At 66.5% G+C, this 16,842-nt stretch carries 18 protein-coding genes; 12 read left to right on the top strand and 6 right to left on the bottom strand.

The window, feature by feature from the left end; genetic code table 11:
• Window positions 1-16 precede the first annotated feature (16 nt).
• On the top strand, window positions 17-487 hold the full coding sequence (locus tag MMF96_RS14485) for a hypothetical protein (protein WP_176617509.1): 471 nt from the start codon (window positions 17-19) through the stop codon (window positions 485-487).
• Between the two features lie 22 nt (window positions 488-509).
• Here the strand turns inward: MMF96_RS14485 and MMF96_RS14480 are convergent, their stop codons facing one another.
• Window positions 510-1,010, bottom strand: coding sequence for a DUF456 domain-containing protein (locus tag MMF96_RS14480; protein WP_256883933.1), 501 nt, complete (start codon window positions 1,008-1,010; stop codon window positions 510-512).
• 42 nt (window positions 1,011-1,052) lie between these two features.
• On the opposite strand from MMF96_RS14480, the gene MMF96_RS14475 reads away from it, so the two are divergent.
• Window positions 1,053-2,525 carry a DUF2079 domain-containing protein gene (locus tag MMF96_RS14475; protein ID WP_256883932.1) on the top strand — a complete coding sequence of 491 codons (1,473 nt, stop codon included), beginning with the start codon at window positions 1,053-1,055 and terminating at the stop codon, window positions 2,523-2,525.
• Between the two features lie 102 nt (window positions 2,526-2,627).
• On the top strand, window positions 2,628-3,398 hold the full coding sequence (locus tag MMF96_RS14470; protein ID WP_256883931.1) for a sulfite exporter TauE/SafE family protein: 771 nt from the start codon (window positions 2,628-2,630) through the stop codon (window positions 3,396-3,398).
• A 15-nt stretch (window positions 3,399-3,413) separates the two neighbouring features.
• Here the strand turns inward: MMF96_RS14470 and MMF96_RS14465 are convergent, their stop codons facing one another.
• On the bottom strand, window positions 3,414-4,673 hold the full coding sequence (locus tag MMF96_RS14465; RefSeq protein WP_176617513.1) for an MFS transporter: 1,260 nt from the start codon (window positions 4,671-4,673) through the stop codon (window positions 3,414-3,416).
• Window positions 4,674-4,726: 53 nt separating this feature from the next.
• Entirely contained in the window at window positions 4,727-5,770 is a 1,044-nt protein-coding gene (locus MMF96_RS14460; protein WP_306295905.1) for a Gfo/Idh/MocA family oxidoreductase, read from the bottom strand.
• Between the two features lie 102 nt (window positions 5,771-5,872).
• On the opposite strand from MMF96_RS14460, the gene MMF96_RS14455 reads away from it, so the two are divergent.
• The 7 genes from MMF96_RS14455 to MMF96_RS14425 all read left to right on the top strand — a co-directional run bounded on the left by MMF96_RS14455 (window position 5,873) and on the right by MMF96_RS14425 (window position 11,924).
• Window positions 5,873-7,351, top strand: a complete 1,479-nt coding sequence (locus MMF96_RS14455; RefSeq protein WP_176617515.1) for an amino acid permease — start codon at window positions 5,873-5,875, stop codon at window positions 7,349-7,351.
• A 13-nt stretch (window positions 7,352-7,364) separates the two neighbouring features.
• Entirely contained in the window at window positions 7,365-7,730 is a 366-nt protein-coding gene (locus tag MMF96_RS14450) for a helix-turn-helix domain-containing protein (protein WP_176617516.1), read from the top strand.
• 139 nt (window positions 7,731-7,869) lie between these two features.
• Window positions 7,870-8,337: a thioredoxin-dependent thiol peroxidase gene (gene bcp, locus MMF96_RS14445; protein WP_176617517.1), complete on the top strand. Its 468-nt coding sequence runs from the start codon at window positions 7,870-7,872 to the stop codon at window positions 8,335-8,337.
• Window positions 8,338-8,590: 253 nt separating this feature from the next.
• A complete protein-coding gene (uraD, locus tag MMF96_RS14440) occupies window positions 8,591-9,088 on the top strand; it encodes a 2-oxo-4-hydroxy-4-carboxy-5-ureidoimidazoline decarboxylase (protein WP_176617518.1) in 498 nt (165 codons plus the stop codon).
• Window positions 9,085-9,423, top strand: coding sequence for a hydroxyisourate hydrolase (gene uraH, locus MMF96_RS14435; RefSeq protein WP_176617519.1), 339 nt, complete (start codon window positions 9,085-9,087; stop codon window positions 9,421-9,423). The genes uraD and uraH overlap by 4 nt, the downstream gene beginning before the upstream one ends.
• Before the next feature lie 2 nt (window positions 9,424-9,425).
• Window positions 9,426-10,337: a factor-independent urate hydroxylase gene (gene pucL / locus MMF96_RS14430; protein ID WP_176617520.1), complete on the top strand. Its 912-nt coding sequence runs from the start codon at window positions 9,426-9,428 to the stop codon at window positions 10,335-10,337.
• 108 nt (window positions 10,338-10,445) lie between these two features.
• A complete protein-coding gene (locus MMF96_RS14425) occupies window positions 10,446-11,924 on the top strand; it encodes a nucleobase:cation symporter-2 family protein (protein ID WP_176617521.1) in 1,479 nt (492 codons plus the stop codon).
• A 95-nt stretch (window positions 11,925-12,019) separates the two neighbouring features.
• Here MMF96_RS14425 and MMF96_RS14420 read toward each other — a convergent pair whose 3' ends face one another.
• On the bottom strand, window positions 12,020-12,799 hold the full coding sequence (locus MMF96_RS14420) for an SDR family oxidoreductase (protein ID WP_176617522.1): 780 nt from the start codon (window positions 12,797-12,799) through the stop codon (window positions 12,020-12,022).
• A 153-nt stretch (window positions 12,800-12,952) separates the two neighbouring features.
• Here MMF96_RS14420 and MMF96_RS14415 point away from each other — a divergent pair, with 153 nt between their 5' ends.
• The gene (locus MMF96_RS14415; RefSeq protein WP_256883930.1) at window positions 12,953-13,933 is read left to right on the top strand and encodes a zinc-binding dehydrogenase; all 981 of its coding nucleotides are present in this window, start codon (window positions 12,953-12,955) and stop codon (window positions 13,931-13,933) included.
• Here the strand turns inward: MMF96_RS14415 and MMF96_RS14410 are convergent.
• Together MMF96_RS14410 and MMF96_RS14405 are read right to left on the bottom strand one after the other, a co-directional pair.
• On the bottom strand, window positions 13,930-14,658 hold the full coding sequence (locus MMF96_RS14410; protein WP_176617523.1) for an aspartate/glutamate racemase family protein: 729 nt from the start codon (window positions 14,656-14,658) through the stop codon (window positions 13,930-13,932). The genes MMF96_RS14415 and MMF96_RS14410 overlap by 4 nt on opposite strands.
• A gap of 41 nt (window positions 14,659-14,699) precedes the next feature.
• Window positions 14,700-16,211, bottom strand: coding sequence for an NCS1 family nucleobase:cation symporter-1 (locus tag MMF96_RS14405; RefSeq protein ID WP_256883929.1), 1,512 nt, complete (start codon window positions 16,209-16,211; stop codon window positions 14,700-14,702).
• A 345-nt stretch (window positions 16,212-16,556) separates the two neighbouring features.
• Between MMF96_RS14405 and MMF96_RS14400 the strand changes: the two genes are divergently transcribed.
• The coding region (locus tag MMF96_RS14400; RefSeq protein WP_256883928.1) for a hypothetical protein at window positions 16,557-16,842 on the top strand (286 nt) is incomplete at its 3' end.

Here is a 16,842-nt window from a genome sequence, read left to right as displayed (position 1 = left end):
TGGCTAGCATGACTGCATGCCCGCAGTCCGTCCGCCCCGCCGCCGCGTCGAATTTTTCGTGGTGCCGTTCGTGGCTGCCGTGTGCATGGCGTTCATCATTGGCGCCATCGTGATGGACAAGGACTCCGGCGGATGCGCCCCCGCCTCCTGGCACAACCGCGTGATGCTGACCCTGGCGGGAAACCAGGCCACGGCGGCGCAGGTGGATTCCGTCACGGCCTGCGTCGGGGCCGAGTGTGTCCCGCTCACGCCCACCTTCGCCCGGAAGTCCTCATCCGGGTCCGTCCTGCTGGCCCGGCAGCCCGACGGGTCGTGGCAGCTCAAGGTCGGCACGCAACCAGCGTCGTCCGTGACCTTCCGTGCCTTTGACGCCTCCGGAAAGGTGCTGGGCCAGCAGTCCAACACCTTGAACTGGACCCGGGTGGGCGGCAACGAAAAGTGCGGCGGACCGATGGCCGACCTGCACGTGGACCTCCAGCTGCCCTGAGCCGCTACGGTTCCGCGGGGTGTTACCTGGTGAGGAAATACACGAGCACGCCCGCCGCCCAGGTCCCGGCCGCCAGCGACGCGAAGCCGAATTCGGCCAGCATGCCCAAACCCGTGGCCTTCAGCGCCGCCACGGAGGATGAAACGGCCGGCTTCACGGACTTCTGGAGCACCAGTTCGGCCAGAAACAGGCCCAGGACAAAACCAAGCAGCAGGCCCACGAACGGGACCACAAGGAACCCCACCACGCCCAGGACCAGCCCGGCAACGACGGAGCGGCCAGGGATCTGCCGGGCCTTCATGGCCCGGCCCGTCAGCACGGCACCGGACAGCATCCCGGCCGCCACGAACGCCGCACCCACGCCAAACACCACCCAACCCGCCGGCTGCCCCACGGCGAAGGCCCAGGCCAGCAGGCTGGCGGCGACGAGCAGGCTGCCGGGCAACACCGGAATGATCACCCCGGCGGCCCCCACCAGGATCGCGAGGCCGCAAATGACTGTCCAGATGAGCTGTGCGTCCATCCGCCCATCCTGCCAGACCCCGCCCCCGTTAGACTTTCAAGCGTGACTGCAACCAAGGACAGCGGCCCGGAAACCGGCCGGGCACGGCAGCGAACCCCGGGCATTGCCCCCGGGGTTGTGGGGCTGCGCCGTGTTGTGGGGCTGCGCCGTGTTGTGGGGCTGCGCCGTGTAGCCGGCAGCCCGGCGGCCTTGGCCGCGCTGCTCGGCGCCGGCGCCTTTGCGGTCTACATGGTGTATTCGTCGCTGCAGTGGACCAGCTTCGCCATCCGGTCCTGGGACCTGGGCATCTTCACCCAGCTGGCCCAGGATTACGCGCATTTCCAGGCGCCCATTGTGAGCATCAAGGGCCAGGGCTTCAACCTCCTTGGCGACCATTTCCACCCCATCCTGGTGTTGCTGGGCCCCGTTTACCGGCTTTTTCCCAGCGCCTTTACCCTGCTGGTGGTGCAAAACCTGCTGTTCGCCGTCTCGGTTGCCGTGGTGGCCCGGCTGGCGCTCAAACGCCTGGGCCGGGTTCCGGGTTCCTGCCTGGGCTTCGCCTATGCCCTGAGCTGGGGGCTGCAGTCGGCCGTGGATGCGCAGTTCCACGAGATAGCGTTCGCCGTGCCGCTGCTGGCGCTCTCGCTCTGTGCGCTGCTCGAGGAAAAATGGCGGCAGGCCTGGATCTGGGCCGCACTGCTGGTCTTCGTCAAGGAGGACATGGGCCTGACAGTGCTGGTGCTGGGCCTGGTCATGGCCCACCGCGGGCGCAGGCCGGCCGGACTGTGGCTGGCAGCCTGGGGTGTGGCCTGGTTTGTGCTGTCCACCCGGCTCATCCTGCCGGCCTTCAACCACGGCTCCGCCTGGGCCTACCAGGGCCAACTGGACATCGACGGCTTCCTGCGGGACCCGGCGTCGTTGTTCCAAAAGGACAAGGTGGCCACGGTCCTGCTGCTGGCTGCCGTCACGGCCGGCCTGGCCCTGTTTTCGCCGCTGGTGCTGCTGGTGCTGCCCACGCTGGCTTGGCGCTTCCTCGGTGAGCTGCCCTTTTACTGGGGGCAGGAATGGCAGTACAGCGCCGTGCTGATGCCGATGGTCTTTTGCGCCGCCATCGATGCCCTGTCCCGGCGCAGGGTGCTCGATTCGGCAAGGTTGCGGCTGCTGTCCGGAGTGGCCATGGCGCTGCTTGCCGTGGCGCTGGGCGGGCATTTCGCGTTCGGCAGGTTCGCCAACCCTGCCCAGGGCTTTCCCACGGCGGGCAACGCCGCGGCCCGCAGTGCCTTGGCCGCCGTCCCCGCAGGCGTCACGGTGGAGACGGACATCAGCCTCATGAGCTACCTCGTGGACCGGGACCAGGTGTACTGGATCGGCAACAGGAACCCGGCTCCGGACTATGTGCTGCTGGACGTCTCCGGCCACCCGGGCGACGCCGACGACTCCACCGCCCTGCAGGCAGAGTCTCGCTTCCCCGGCAGCCGCTACGTCACCGACCATGCCGACGGCCACTTCCAGGTGGCCAGGCGGGCGGCCGGGTAGCGGCACCGGACCGGCCGGACAATATACTTTGAAAGGCCCTGCCGCCCCGGCGTGCGGGCCCTTGGTGAAAACTTCCAGCCCACATAAGGATACGGACGGCACATGCTTGAAGCGGGGGCAATATTTCTGGCGGGCTTTTGGGCCGGCATGATCAATGTTGTCGTGGGGTCCGGCACGCTGGTGACGTTCCCCGTCCTGCTGCTGTTCGGCTACCCGCCGCTGACGGCGAACATCTCCAACAACATCGGCCTCGTGGCCGGGGGCCTGTCCGGCACCTGGGGGTACCGCAAGGAACTGAGGCCCAACAAGGACATGATCAAGCGGCTGCTGCCGGCGTCGGCCATCGGCGGGCTGGTGGGGGCGCTGCTGCTGCTGGTGCTGCCGGCGTCGGCCTTTGGCACCATCGTCCCCGTGCTGATCGTCATCGGCCTGCTCATGGTGGCCTTCGGCCCGTCGCTGCAGCGGCTGCTGGCCAAGCGGCGCTACACCGGCCCCGGAGGGGGCCCCTCACGCAGCAGTGCCGGGCTGGTCGCCGCCATCTTTGTGCTGGGCATGTACGGCGGCTACTTCGGCGCCGCGCAGGGCATCCTGATTGTCGGGCTGATGAGCATCATGACCACCGTGGCCCTGCAGCAGATCAACGCGGTGAAGAACGTGTTGACCACCTCCGTCAACGGCATTGCCGCCATCACGTTCATGGTGGTGGCCTGGCACTACATCGACTGGAAGGTCACCGCGCTCATTGCGGTGGGTTCGCTGCTGGGCGGGATGGTGGGTGCCCGGTTTGGCCGGAAGCTGCCGCCCATGGCGTTGCGGGCCACGATCATCGTGGTGGGCACGGCCGCGCTGCTGAAGATGGTCTTCTTCTCCTGAGCCGTGCCGGCCGGCTCAGTCCACGCCCTTGATCTTCACCACAAACACCGCACCGAGCAGGCCGATCACCGCCGCCACAACGTACAGCGTCACGTAGCCGCCGAAGACGGTCACCAGCGGCAGCGCGATGACCGGGACAATGACCTGCGGCAGCGAGTTCGCCACGTTGATCACGCCCAGGTCCTTGCCCCGGCTGGCCGCCGACGGCAGCACCTGGGTGAGCAGGGCAAAGTCCACGGCCAGGTAGGCCCCGTAGCCGATGCCCAGCACGGCGGCGCCCGCCAAGGCACCCGTCCAGGTGGGCTCGAACGCCAGGATCAGGGCCGCCAGGGCAATAATGGCGGAGGAGGCGATGACGAACGGCTTCCTCCGGCCCACCCGGTCCGTCCACCGCCCGCCGATGACGGCGGTGACAAGCGTCAGCACCGCGTAAATGCCCGTCAGCACCAGCACGCCGAATTCCGGGTTGGCAAAACCCACGGCGTCGCGGAGGAAGAACAGCAGGTACAGGGTCACCAGGTGGTTGCCGACATTGACCAGGAAGCGGGTAAGCCAGGCCCAGCCAAAGTCCGGGTGGCGCCGGGGCGAGATCCAAAACCCCGTGAAGAACCTGGCCCAGGAAAACGGCGGGCGGTCGGCGGCGGAGAGCACGTGGTCGTTGGAAAGGAAGAGGTACGGCACCATGCCGGCCGTGAGCGCAATGGCGCACAGGAGGTAGCCCAGCACGAAGTTTCCGGCGACGACGGCGCCCACGGCCGCGCCCAGCAGGATCCCCACCACCGTGCCCATGGAGGCCAGCCCGCCGATGGTGCCGCGCTGGCGCACGGGCACCTGGTCCGGCACCGCGGCCGTGACGGCGGCCAGCGCGCCGTTGCAGCCCAGCTGCACCAGGCACCACAGCAGCGTCATGGCCGCAACGCCGGGGGCGACGGCCAGGCCCAGCAGCCCGATGGTGCCCAGCAGGGCGCCGATGAACACCCAGGGGACGCGCCGGCCAAAGCGGGAGAGGGACCTGTCGCTGAAGGTGCCGAACAGGGGGTTGGCCACGAGGGACACCGCGGCCCCGGCCCCGGTCACCAGGGCCAGGATGGCTTCCTTGTCGCCCTCATTGAAGTGGATCGCCTGCTGTCCCAGCAGCACCTGGATGGGGCCAAAGAAGGCGGTGTTGATGCCGACGTTGACCAGCACCACGGACAGGGTCCAGCGGTTCCTGACGTTGTTTGTGGGTTCGGACAGGGCCGCCCCGCTATGCGCGCCGTGCTTGCTTTCCGTCACCGTGCCCCCATTTTTGGCTGCCCTCCCGGCGGGAGAGGCTCCCTGGCCCCAGCTTACTTTGCGGCGGGCCCGGAGAGCTGCCCGCGCACCTGTTCAATGACGCGCAGCACCGCCACGGAGCCGGCCGGGTCCACCGGCACCGGCCCGCCGCGCAGCAGGGCCTGCGCCAGCCCCTCGTAAAAGGCCGTGAAGTTTCCGCGTTCGGTGGGCACGGGCACCAGGGCGCCGTCCCGCCCCAGCACGCCCCAGTTTTCCTTCGGATCCACGCCATAGCCAGGGTCGCCCGGCCGGATCCCGGCGGCAAGCTGTACCTCCTGCTGGTCCATCGCCTGCTTGGTGAAGGCCGCCTCGGACCCCAGGACGCGCATCCGGGGCCCGCGCTGGGCCACGTTGAGGTTCATCCACAGATGGGACACCACGCCGCCGGCATGTTCCAGCGCGACGAAGGCGTCGTCGTCGGCCCTCTCCACGGGCCGGCGGGCGGCAGCCTCCCCGTAGACGCGCACGGGCGGGCCGAACAGCTGCAGCGCCTGGTCGATCAGGTGGCTCCCGAGGTCGTTGAGGATGCCGCCGCCGTCCGCTGCGGCCGCCTTCGCCTTCCACTCCTTCGTCACGGCCGGCTGCCACCGCTCCAGGCGTGATTCAAATCGCCGCACCTCGCCCAGGGCCCCCTCGGCGAGGAGCCTGCGCAGCGTCAGGTACTCCCCGTCCCACCGGCGGTTTTGGTACGTGGTGAGCACCAGTCCCCTGCGTTGGGCGAGCGCGATGAGTTCCTCCCCTTCCCCGCTCGTGAGGGTGAAGGGCTTGTCAACCACGACGGCGCACCCGGCTTCCAGCGCCTCCCGCGCGAGTGGCGCGTGGCTGGCGGGCGGGGTGGCCACCACCACCAGGTCCACGCCGCTGCCGGCCGGGGACCATTCCCGCCGGTCCACCACCCTGGCCTGCGGGTGGGCGGCCCGCGCCGCGGCCTGCCGTGCGGGGTCGCCGGTGACGACCACCTCGAGGGCGAAGTCGTCCAGGGCGTCCAGGAAGGGGCCATGAAAAGTGCTGCCGGCCAGCCCGAAGCCGAGCAGGGCTGTGCGTATCTTTGCCGTCATGGCCATATTTTACCCGGCACGGAAACACCCCCAAGACGTTGTAATGTATACAACGGACCGGGTAATCCAGGTCACTTTCCATCAGCATTGAGGGGTATTCCTTTGCAGCGCGCAAGCACCACGGCCACCACCGGCACCGCCGGCGGGGGCAATGACAATCCACAACTCACCCGCGCCCTGTCGAACCGGCACATCCAGCTCCTGGCCATCGGCGGCGCCATCGGCACGGGCCTGTTCATGGGTTCGGGGAAGACCATTTCGGTGGCCGGCCCGTCCGTCATCTTTGTATACATGATCATCGGCTTCATGCTGTTCTTTGTCATGCGCGCCATGGGCCAGCTGCTGCTGTCCAACCTCAACTACAAGACGTTCAGCGACTTTGCCGGCGACCTGCTGGGCCCCTGGGCCGGCTTCTTCACCGGCTGGACGTACTGGTTTTGCTGGGTGGTCACGGGCGTTGCGGACGTCATCGCGATTGCCGGCTATGCCCGCGAGCTGATCCCGGGCGTCCCGCTCTGGCTGCCCGGGGTGGCCACGGTGCTGATCCTGCTGCTGCTCAACCTGCCCACCGTGGCGGCGTTTGGCGAGACGGAATTCTGGTTTGCGCTGATCAAGATCGTTGCCATCGTGGCGCTGATCGTGGTGGGCCTGGTCATGATCTTTACCGGCTTCACGTCCAGCGCCGGCACCGCCTCCTTCACGAACCTGTGGAGCCACGGCGGCTTCTTCCCGCACGAGTTCATGGGCTTCGTGGCCGGTTTCCAGATCGCCGTGTTCGCCTTCGTGGGCATTGAGCTGGTGGGCACCGCCGCGGCCGAGACCAAGAACCCCGAGAAGAACCTGCCGCGCGCCATCAACGCCATCCCCATCCGCGTCATGCTCTTTTACGTCGGCGCGCTGATCGTGCTCATGTCCGTGACCCCGTGGACGGGCTTCAGGGCCGGGCACTCCCCCTTCATCGGCATGTTCGCCCTGGCCGGCCTGGGCATTGCCGCCACCGTGGTGAACCTGGTGGTGCTCACCAGCGCCATGTCCAGCGCCAACTCCGGCATCTACTCCACCTCCCGCATGGTCTACGGCCTGGCGAACGACGGCGACGCCCCCAAGGTGTTCGGGCGCCTGTCCCGGCGCAAGGTGCCCCGCAACGCCCTGTTCCTCTCCTGCATCCTGCTGCTGGCCGGCGTCGTGCTGCTCTACGCGGGCGACAACGTCGGCAAGGCGTTCGACATGGTCACCACCGTCTCGGCCGTCTGCTTCATGTTCGTGTGGTCGATCATCCTGGCCAGCTACCTGGCATTCCGGAAGCGCCGCCCGCGGCTGGCGGCAGCCTCGACGTTCAAGACGCCGGGCGGCAAGCCCATGGTGTACGTGGTGTTCGCATTCTTCGTCTTTATCCTGTGGGCCCTGACCACCCAGCCGGACACCCTCGTTGCCTTGGCCGTCACGCCCGTCTGGTTTGCCGTGATCGGCGCCGTGTATGCCGTGATGCGCCGGGATCCGAACCACCAGGCGCGCATTGCCCTGTGGCAGCAGGAGGCGGCCGGGGAGAAGGCGGCACTGGGCAGCGCCGAATCACGCTGATAACGTGGCTGGCATGAGTGGGGATGCGCCGAAGGTGACCGGGGTGGGCCGCAACGAGCAGGCGGCCCTGGCCAGGGCCCTGGCGGGCGGCACCGACATCACAGTCTTTGTCGACGGCACCGCGCACCGGCTGGCACCGGCCGCGCGGGAGGCCGTCGTCGACCTCCTGGCCCGGCTCTCCCGGGGCGAGGCGGTGACCGTTTCCAGCGTGGCGGAGCTGCTGACCACCTCGCAGGCGGCGGGGCTGGCCGGGATCTCCCACACCTTCCTGCGCAACCTGACCGACCGCGGGGAGATCCCGGTCCAGTACCGCGGCTCGCACCGGCGCATCCGCCGCGACGACGTCCTGGCCTGGCTGGCGGCGCAGCAGGACGGCTGATGCGGGCAGCGTCCGGCCGATGTCACAAACGTTGACCGCTGCCGCCCGCCATTCTAGAATCTTTTCATCTGACAAAATTCATATTCCATAATATGAAAATACAATGATGTGGCGTCAGATCAACCAACCTGGGAGCACCATGCCTGCACAACTTGCCGCCGGAAAACCGGCACCGAACTTTTCCCTGCCCAACGCCGACGGCGAACAGGTCTCGCTGGCCGACTACGCCGGACGCACGGTGGTGGTCTACTTTTACCCCAAGGCCGCGACGCCGGGCTGCACCACCGAGGCCTGCGACTTCCGCGACAGCCTGTCCGCACTGAACAATGCCGGCGTTGACGTGGTGGGCATCTCCACCGATCCGCAGCAGGACCTGGCCAGGTTCACCACGGACTTCGGGCTGAACTTCCCCCTGCTTTCGGACCTCAACCACGAGGTGGCGGAGTCCTGGGGCGCCTGGGGTGAGAAGAAGGTCAACGGCACCACGCTGATCGGCACGCTGCGCTCCACGGTGGTGGTGAACCCCGACGGCACCGTCCGGTCCGCCGGGTACAACGTCGCCGCGGACGGCCACGTTGCGCGCCTGCGCCGCGAACTGGGACTCTAGCCGGACCACCCCCCTGCGTGCTGCAGGGCCCCAAGGGGCGCGCCACTTCTGCCGTGGCGCGCCCCTTGGGCGTTAACTTGGCGCAGCTTCAAGGCGGCGCGCCGCAATGTCCGCCCGGGGGATTGACAACCCCCGTGTGATGCTGTTCACTATTGCATATGCTGAAATAACAGTTCCACGATACGAGAATTAATTTTCAATTCGTATAGCCTACGCCGTGGATGCCAGCATTTGAGTTACAAGGACAGCAAACATGTTGCTGCAACAATTCAACGAAGCGGACAGGGCGCAGCTGGACGCAACGCTTCGTCCGTGCGTGGACAACCAGCGGTGGATCGATGAGATCGCCGCGGCCCGCCCCTTCACCACCCTGAACGAGCTCTTCAGCCATGCGCTCAAGGCTGCCGCCCCGTTTTCCGGCACGGAAGTTGCCGCCGCCATGGCGCACCATCCGCGCATCGGAGAGCAGGCCGCCGGCAACAGCGCGGAGGCGAGGCTCTCGCGCAGGGAACAGTCCGGCGTCGACCCTGCCAACGCGGAACTTGCCCGGGCCCTGGCCGAAGGCAACCGCGCCTATGAGGAAAAGTTCGGCCAGGTGTTCCTGATCCGGGCCGCCGGCCGCACCCCGCAGGAAATCCTGGCCGCGCTGGAGCGGCGCCTGGCCAACACCGCCGAAGAAGAAGCCCCCATCGTGGCGCAGCAGCTGCGCGAAATCGCCGTGCTGCGCCTCAAAGGAGTGATGAGCCAATGAGCTCCCTGATAACCACCCACATTCTGGATACCGCAGCGGGGCAGCCCGCGGCAGGTGTCGCCGTCGAGCTTTACGCCCGCGACGGCGGGGCATGGCATCAGATTGCGACGGGCACCACTGATGCTGACGGGCGGGTGAAAGATCTTGGCCCCGCGACGCTGCCGGGCGGCGACTACCGCCTCCGCTTCGACACGGGCGCCTACTTCGCCGGCATCACCACGGACACCTTCTTCCCGGAGGTGGCCCTGACATTCACGGTTGCGGAAGGCCAGGCGCACTACCATGTGCCCCTGCTGCTGAGCCCGTTCGCCTATTCAACGTACAGAGGAAACTGATCATGACCACGAACAGCAACATCATCCTGGGAGCCAACCAGTACGGCAAGGCCGAGGTCCGCCTTGTCAAGATCACCCGCGACACCGACCGCCACAGCATTGAGGACCTCAACGTCACCTCCCAGCTGCGCGGGGACTTCACGGCCGCCCACCTCGAGGGCGACAACGGGCACGTGGTGGCCACAGACACCCAGAAGAACACCATCTTCTCCCTGGCCCGCGACGGCGTGGGCTCCCCCGAGGCGTTCCTGCAGCGCCTCGCCGAGCACTTCACCAGCTCCTTCGACTGGGTCACCGGCGGGCGCTGGGCCGCTGAGTCCTATGCCTGGGACCGCATCCAGGCCAACGGCACCGGCCACAACCACTCCTTCGTGCGCAACGGCCAGGAGGTGCGCACCGCCGTCGTGGTCAAGGACGGGGACACGGTCCACGTGCTGGGCGGGCTGAAGGACCTGACAGTGCTCAAGTCCACTGAGTCAGGCTTTGTCGGCTACCCGAAGGACAAGTACACGACGCTGGCCGAGACCACGGACCGGGTCATGTCCACCGACGTCGCGGCCCGCTGGCGCTACAACCCAGCCGCCGTCGCCACCCTGGACTTCAACAAGACCTACGACGACGTCAAGGCGCTCCTGCTCGAAGGCTTCACCGAGGGCTATTCCCACGCCCTGCAGCAGACCTTGTTTGAGATGGGCAAAAAGGTCATGGACGCGCACGAGGAAATCGACGAGATCAAGTTCTCCATGCCGAACAAGCACCACTTTGTGGTGGACCTGTCCCCGTTCGGCCAGGACAACCCCGGCGAGGTGCTCTTCGCCGCGGACCGCCCCTACGGGCTGATCGAGGCCACCGTGGTCCGTGAAAACGGCACCGACGCCGGCAACGCCTGGGAGGGCATGGCCGGCTTCTGCTAGCCGGCACCAAAAAGGGCGGGCGGGGGAGGCAACCCCCGTCCGCCCGCGGCGGCAACTCCCAAAGCGGGTTGCACGCATACCAAGGGTAAGCAGACAAGGAGGTCCGCTATGACCAAGATCCACGCTTCAACCACCAAGGCTGTCCGTCCCGAGGACGAAAAACTCGGCATCGGCGTCAGCTTCGCGTACGGCTTCCAGCATGTCCTGACCATGTATGGCGGCATCATCGCCGTCCCGCTGATCATTGGCCAGGCGTCCGGCCTGGGCTCGGCGGACGTCGGCCTGCTGATCGCCGCCTGCCTGTTCATGGGCGGCCTGGCCACCCTGCTCCAGACCCTTGGCGTGCCGTTCTTCGGTTCGCAGCTTCCGCTGGTCCAGGGCACGTCCTTTGCCGGCGTGGCAACGATGCTGGCCATCCTCAACGGCGGCGGCGGCATTCAGTCGATCTTCGGCTCCGTCATGGTCGCCTCGCTGATCGGGTTGGTGATCACCCCCGTGTTCCAGCGCATCATCAAGTTCTTCCCGCCGGTGGTCACCGGCACCGTCATCACCACCATCGGCCTGACGCTGATGCCGACGGCTGCCGGCTGGGCCATGGGCGGCAACAGCAAGGCGCCGGACTTCGGCAGCCCGGCCAACATCGGCCTGGCCGGACTGACCCTGGCCATCGTGCTGCTGCTGAGCAAGATCGGCAGCGGCACCATCTCCCGGCTGTCCATCCTGCTGGCCATGGTCATCGGCACCCTCGTGGCCGTGTTCATGGGCAAGGCCGACTTCTCCAAGGTGGGGACCGGGCCGGTCTTCGCCTTCCCGTCGCCGTTCCACTTCGGGATGCCGACCTTCCAGGCCGCGGGCATCATTTCGATGGTCATTGTCATCCTGGTGACGCTGGTGGAGACCTCGGCGGACATCCTGGCCGTCTCCGAGATCATCGGCACCAAGGTGGACTCGCGCCGGCTCGGCAACGGGCTGCGGGCGGACATGGTCTCCAGCGCGGTGGCCCCGGTCTTTGGCTCCTTCCCCCAGACGGCGTTCGCCCAGAACGTGGGTCTGGTGGCCATCACGGGCATCAAGAGCCGCTTTGCGGTCACGGCCAGCGGCGTGATCCTGCTGGTGCTCGGCCTGCTGCCCATCGTGGGCCGCGTGGTCGCCGCCGTCCCGACGGCGGTTCTCGGCGGCGCGGGCATCGTCCTGTTCGGCACGGTGGCGGCCAGCGGCATCCGCACCCTGTCCACCGTCAGCTACAAGAACAACATGAACCTGGTCATCGTGGCCACGTCGGTGGGTTTCGGTGTCATCCCCATCGTCCAGCCCACCTTCTACAGCCATTTCCCGGCCTGGTTCGGCACCATCTTCGACTCCGGCATCAGCTCTGCCGCCGTCATGGCCATTGTGCTGAACGTGCTGTTCAACCACCTCAAGCGCGGCAACCCGGAGAACCCCTCCGTGTTTGCCGCCGGCACCGAGCGGCGGATTTCCCCGGAGGTGCTGGGCAGCCTGCAGCATGGGGACCGCTGCGAGGAAGGGAAGCTGATCGACGCCGACGGCAAGGAGGTCCCGGTGCTGGAACCTGACCCGCAGCACTGACCCCCGTCCAGTTTGTCCACCGGAACGACGCCGGCACCCGCCTCCACAGGGCGGGTGCCGGCGTCGTTCGTGGTGGGCCGGGGGTTTTGCCGCGTTCAGCCGCGGCCGATGAACGGCATTCCCGCGGCCGTGATGACGAGCGAGCCGATGTTGGCCGAGGCGGGGAGCTGGGCCATCAGCAGCACGGTGCGGGCGGCGTCGGCCACGGGGAAGGTGGGTTCCACGAGCCGGCTCCCGTCCGCCTGGAGCGCTCCGGTGGCGACGTCCAGGGTGGCCATGATGTCCGTGGCCGTGTTGCCGATGTCGATCTGGCCGCAGCTGATGCCGAAGGCCCGCCCGTCGAGCTCGATCGACTTGGTCAGGCCCGTCATGGCGTGCTTCGTGACGGTGTAGGCGACGGATTTGGGCCGCGGCGAGTGGGCCGAGATGGAGCCGTTGTTGATGATCCGCCCGCCGCCGGGCTGCTGTGCCTTCATGACGCGGACGGCGGCGGCCGCGCACAGCATGGAGCCGGTGAGGTTCACGGCCAGCACGGCGTCCCAGTCCGCCGGGGAGATCTCGTCCACCGCGGCCGCCGGGCCAAAGGTGCCGGCGTTGTTGAACAGCACATCCACCCGGCCAAACCGGTCCACGGCGGCACGGAAGAGGTTTTCGACGTCGTCCGGCCGGGTCACGTCGGTGGGCACGGCCAGCGCCTGGGGGTGGCCCTCGGCGGTTTCCCCCAGCTCCGCCGCACGGCGGCCGGCCAGGACCACCCCGAAGCCGTGGCGCAGGAATTCCCGGGCCACGGCCCGGCCGATTCCCGAGCCGGCGCCTGTGACCACGGCAATCTTCGCCGGTGCGCCGCTGCCTGCGGGGGTGTCGGTCTCCGCCATGGGCTTCTCCTGTCTATCGTTGCCGCATAAAAAAGTAGTTGGCGCGGGAACGCAGGCCCGCCTGTCCATTCTCGCCCATGGATTCTGCGCCTGCGGTCCGCGGGAAGAATCCGGGGTTTTGGGCGTTATGCACATTGTCTTACATTCAAACGCATGAAAAGGGGAAGCGTCATGAAGGCATGGCAGTTTACGGGCACCGACAAGGCTCTCGGGTTCAACGGGGTCGCCGAGCCGAAGGCCGGTCCCGGCCAGGTTGTGGTCGAGGTCAAGGCTGCCGGGGTCTGCCACTCCGATGTGACAGCCCTGGATGATCCAGGCTGGATGCCTCTTTTTCCCGTGCTGCCGCGCACCATGGGCCACGAAAATGCCGGCGTGATCGTCGAGGTTGGCGAGGGCATGGACCAGTGGCAGGTCGGCGACCGCGTCGGCCTGGCCCCTGTCATGGCTGACGGCGACGCCCTCGGCTACGGCAAATGGGACGGCGGATTCGGGCCAAAACTGCTCGCGACGTCGGACAACCTGGTCAAGCTGCCCGACGAGGTTTCATTTGAACTTGGTGCGATGGCGACTGACGCCGGCCTCACCGCGTATCACGCCATCATGACTGTCGGCGGCGCCAAGCCGGGCATGAAGGTTGGCGTGATTGGCCTCGGCGGCCTGGGCTACATTGGCGCCCGCGTCGCCGCGCTCTCCAGCGCCAAAGTGTATGGGGCGGAGATCAATCCGGAAACACGGAAACTGGCCGATGAGATTGGGCTGGCGGGCGTCGCCGAGTCGATCGACGCGTTCAAGGACAAGAAGCTCGACCTCATTGTCGACTACGCGGGTTTTGGGACCACCACGGCCGCCGCAATCGAGACACTCGCTGAGTTTGGGACGTTGGTCCAGGTCGGCATGGGCCGCCTGGAAGCGACCATCAACACCTACCCGATCATCATCAACCAACTCAGCATCAAGGGTTCCAAGTCCGGCACCAAGGAAGACCTCGAGGCACTGTACGGGCTGATGAAGTCCGGCGAATTGAACCCGCCGATGAACCTCATCACCCAAGCCGAGATCCCTGGCGCGATTGACAAGCTGCGTGCCGGCGGAGTGGTCGGCCGCTACATCGCGACTATAAGTAGGCTGGACTAGGCAGGTCCCGTGATCGGCCAGCCGGTCACCTTCTTGGGCCGCGGCGGCGCGTACGTGCGCACCTTGGAGGTGGACAGGCCGAGGCGCACCAGCGATTCGGCAATCGTGACGGCGGCAGCCACGCCGTCCACCACGGGCACGCCCGTGCGTTCCCTGACCAACTCGTTCAGCCCGGCCATGCCGCCACAGCCCAGGACGATGACTTCCGCCCTGTCCCGCGTCACGGCGAGCTCGGATTCGCGGACAATGGACTCCACGGCCCGCTCCGGATCCTCCTCGAGTTCCAGGACGGCCAGGCCGCTGGCCCGCACCGACGCGCAACGGGCGTCCAGGCCCGCCAGCTTCAGCCGGTCCTCAATCAGGGGGACGGCACGGTCCAGCGTGGTCACCACCGAATACTTGTAGCCCAGGAACATGGCCGTGCTGGCCGCCGCCTCGGTGATGTCGACGACCGGCACCTCGAGGAGTTCCTGCAGGCCCTCCCGGCCGTGCTCGCCGTAGCCGGCCTGGATGACGGCGTCGAACGGTTCGGGGTAGTTGGTGATCGCGTCCATGACGGCAACGGCCGCCAGGTAGCTTTCAAAGTTTCCCTCGCAGGACTCGGCGCCGAAGCGGGGCGTGATGCCGATGATCTCGGTGCCTGGGGCCGCCACACTGCGCGCCTGCGCCGCGATGGAGTCCGTCATGGACGTTGTGGTGTTGACATTGGCCACGAGGATGCGCATGGCAGTCCCTTTCTTGCTTGTTTGGCTGTTTGGGTGCCGGGTCAGTGGGTGCTCGCGACGGCGATGGGTTCGCCGGACGCTTCGGTGAAGCTTTGGTTCCGGTCCGAGATCCAGTAATACGTTACGGCCGCGATGCCCGCACCGAAGAACCAGGAGAAGGAGGACAGCTCGTGGAACGTGGGAATGAAGGCGATGAGCAGGGCCACGACGCCGGCGGGTACCAGTGCGGCGATCGCCTTGGGGTTGACGCCGCGGCGGTAGTGGTAGCTGGCGTTTTCGTCGGTCGTATACAGGTGCGGCACGTTGACCTTGCCGCGGCGCAGCAGCCAGTAGTCGGCCATGATGACACCGAACAGCGGGCCCAGCAGGCCGCCCAGCCCGCCCAGGAAATACACGATCACGACGGGGTTGTTGTACAGGTTCCAGGGCAGGATGACCAGCCCGATCGTGGCACTGATGATGGCCGCCTTGCGGAAGTTCAGGTGCCGCGGGAAGAGGTTGGTGAGCGCGTACACGGGTGCCACGACGTTGGCCATGAGGTTCACCGCCACGGTAAGGATCAGCAGCGCCAGGCAGGCAACCACCAGCAGGAAGGTGTTCGGAATGAGGTGGACCACATCGGCCGGGCTTTGGATGATGGTACCGTTGATCTTGAACTGGGCCCCTGCCATGACCACCACGATCGCCCCGAACAGGAGCATGTTGATCGGGATGCCCCAAAAGTTGCCGCGAACGATGGACTTCTCGCTCTTGGCCGAGCGGGTGAAGTCGCAGAAGTTCAGCACGAAGGTTCCGTAGATGGCCACCCACAGGGCGCCGCCGCCAAAGATGGTGCGCCACATTTCGCCACCGGTCAAGGCATGGTTGGTGGTCCAGGCGATCGAGCCGCCGGCACGCATGAACATCCAGATGGCGATCGTGGCCATCGTGACCAGGATGATGGGGCCCGCAAAGGCCTCGTACTTGCGGATCATGTCCATGCCGTAGCTGACAATGACCACCTGGACAATCCAGAGCGCAATGAACGTCAGCCAGCCAAGCGCGGACAGGCCCAGGATCAGGCTCTTGTCCAGCCCGTGCAGTGGGGGAAAGACCGCCACCAGCATGACGCGGAAGACCACCGAGGCCAGGAACGTCTGTACGCCGAACCAGACAATGGCCACGCCGCCGCGCAGCAGCGAGGACACCTGGGCGCCCTTGATGCCGAAGCTGATGCGGCTCATGACGGGGAACGGGACACCTGTCCGCACGCCCATGAACCCGGAGAAGTTAAGCAGCCCAAACAGCAGCGCGGCGCCGATGCCCAGGGCCAGCAGGATTTGCCAGCCGCCCAGACCCAGCGCAAACAGGCCGATGGCGAAGGCATAGTTGCCGAGGCTGTGGACGTCGTTGGCCCAGAGCGTGAAGATGCTGTAGGACGACCAGCGGCGCCCCTTTTTCCGGGTGGGCGCAAGGTCCTGGTTGAAGAGTGTGGCGCTGAGCGTGTATCCCTCCGGGGTTGCGTAGGGCACATGCTCCGTTGCATGCGCCGCTGCCGGCAGGCGGTCAGTCATGGCCGGCACCATTGCCGGTTCAAGATCATTGGGTATCCGAGCGTTCATGCCTTGGCTCCGCTGTTCGTTTTTTCCACGCCTCGATTTCTCGTATCGTGAAAACCAATTTTTGAATAGTGAGAAGACTTTATGATGTGGTTCACACCGTGTCAAGTGGCGCACATCACGCCCCACACTCCATGGGGACCGGCGTTCGAGCTTGATTCACGGACGGGGGCCCGATATTCTCAAGATACAAGATTCAATTCTCACCTTACGAAAACGATTCGCAAGGTGGTCCCCTCCCCCCGGAACCACGGCCGCACAGCGCACGACGCCCGGACGCCTTCAAACAGACAGGTTGACATGTTTCTTCGAGACGATAACTCCCATATTTTGAGCGGGTTGACTGGTGCGTTGCCTGATCGTGATCCGGAGGAGACTGCTGAGTGGTTGGAGTCGTTGGATGCGTTGATTGGTGAGCGTGGCACGGAGCGGGCGCAGTTCATTATGCGTAGCTTGCTGCAGCGTGCCGGGGCGCAGAGTGTTGGCGTGCCGATGGTCACGACGACGGATTATGTGAACACGATTCCTGCGGACCAGGAGCCGGTGTTCCCGGGCAATGAGGAGATCGAGCGGAAGTACCGGGCGT

This window comes from Arthrobacter sp. STN4, from assembly GCF_024539665.1.
Taxonomy (GTDB): Bacteria; Actinomycetota; Actinomycetes; order Actinomycetales; family Micrococcaceae; genus Specibacter.
Note: the sequence above shows the minus strand (reverse complement) of the source record. Positions and strands in the feature narration are given on the sequence as shown.

What these genes read in the sequence shown, in the direction of transcription:
- MMF96_RS14470 (WP_256883931.1), top strand. Translation starts at nt 2,628, where the DNA reads ATGCTTGAAGCGGGGGCAATATTTCTGGCGGGCTTTTGGGCCGGCATG.
- bcp (WP_176617517.1), top strand. Translation starts at nt 7,870, where the DNA reads ATGCCTGCACAACTTGCCGCCGGAAAACCGGCACCGAACTTTTCCCTG.
- MMF96_RS14425 (WP_176617521.1), top strand. Translation starts at nt 10,446, where the DNA reads ATGACCAAGATCCACGCTTCAACCACCAAGGCTGTCCGTCCCGAGGAC.
- MMF96_RS14405 (WP_256883929.1), bottom strand. Translation starts at nt 16,211, where the DNA reads ATGACTGACCGCCTGCCGGCAGCGGCGCATGCAACGGAGCATGTGCCC.
- MMF96_RS14420 (WP_176617522.1), bottom strand. Translation starts at nt 12,799, where the DNA reads ATGGCGGAGACCGACACCCCCGCAGGCAGCGGCGCACCGGCGAAGATT.
- MMF96_RS14460 (WP_306295905.1), bottom strand. Translation starts at nt 5,770, where the DNA reads ATGACGGCAAAGATACGCACAGCCCTGCTCGGCTTCGGGCTGGCCGGC.
- pucL (WP_176617520.1), top strand. Translation starts at nt 9,426, where the DNA reads ATGACCACGAACAGCAACATCATCCTGGGAGCCAACCAGTACGGCAAG.
- MMF96_RS14485 (WP_176617509.1), top strand. Translation starts at nt 17, where the DNA reads ATGCCCGCAGTCCGTCCGCCCCGCCGCCGCGTCGAATTTTTCGTGGTG.
- uraH (WP_176617519.1), top strand. Translation starts at nt 9,085, where the DNA reads ATGAGCTCCCTGATAACCACCCACATTCTGGATACCGCAGCGGGGCAG.
- MMF96_RS14410 (WP_176617523.1), bottom strand. Translation starts at nt 14,658, where the DNA reads ATGCGCATCCTCGTGGCCAATGTCAACACCACAACGTCCATGACGGAC.
- MMF96_RS14415 (WP_256883930.1), top strand. Translation starts at nt 12,953, where the DNA reads ATGAAAAGGGGAAGCGTCATGAAGGCATGGCAGTTTACGGGCACCGAC.
- MMF96_RS14450 (WP_176617516.1), top strand. Translation starts at nt 7,365, where the DNA reads ATGAGTGGGGATGCGCCGAAGGTGACCGGGGTGGGCCGCAACGAGCAG.
- MMF96_RS14480 (WP_256883933.1), bottom strand. Translation starts at nt 1,010, where the DNA reads ATGGACGCACAGCTCATCTGGACAGTCATTTGCGGCCTCGCGATCCTG.
- uraD (WP_176617518.1), top strand. Translation starts at nt 8,591, where the DNA reads ATGTTGCTGCAACAATTCAACGAAGCGGACAGGGCGCAGCTGGACGCA.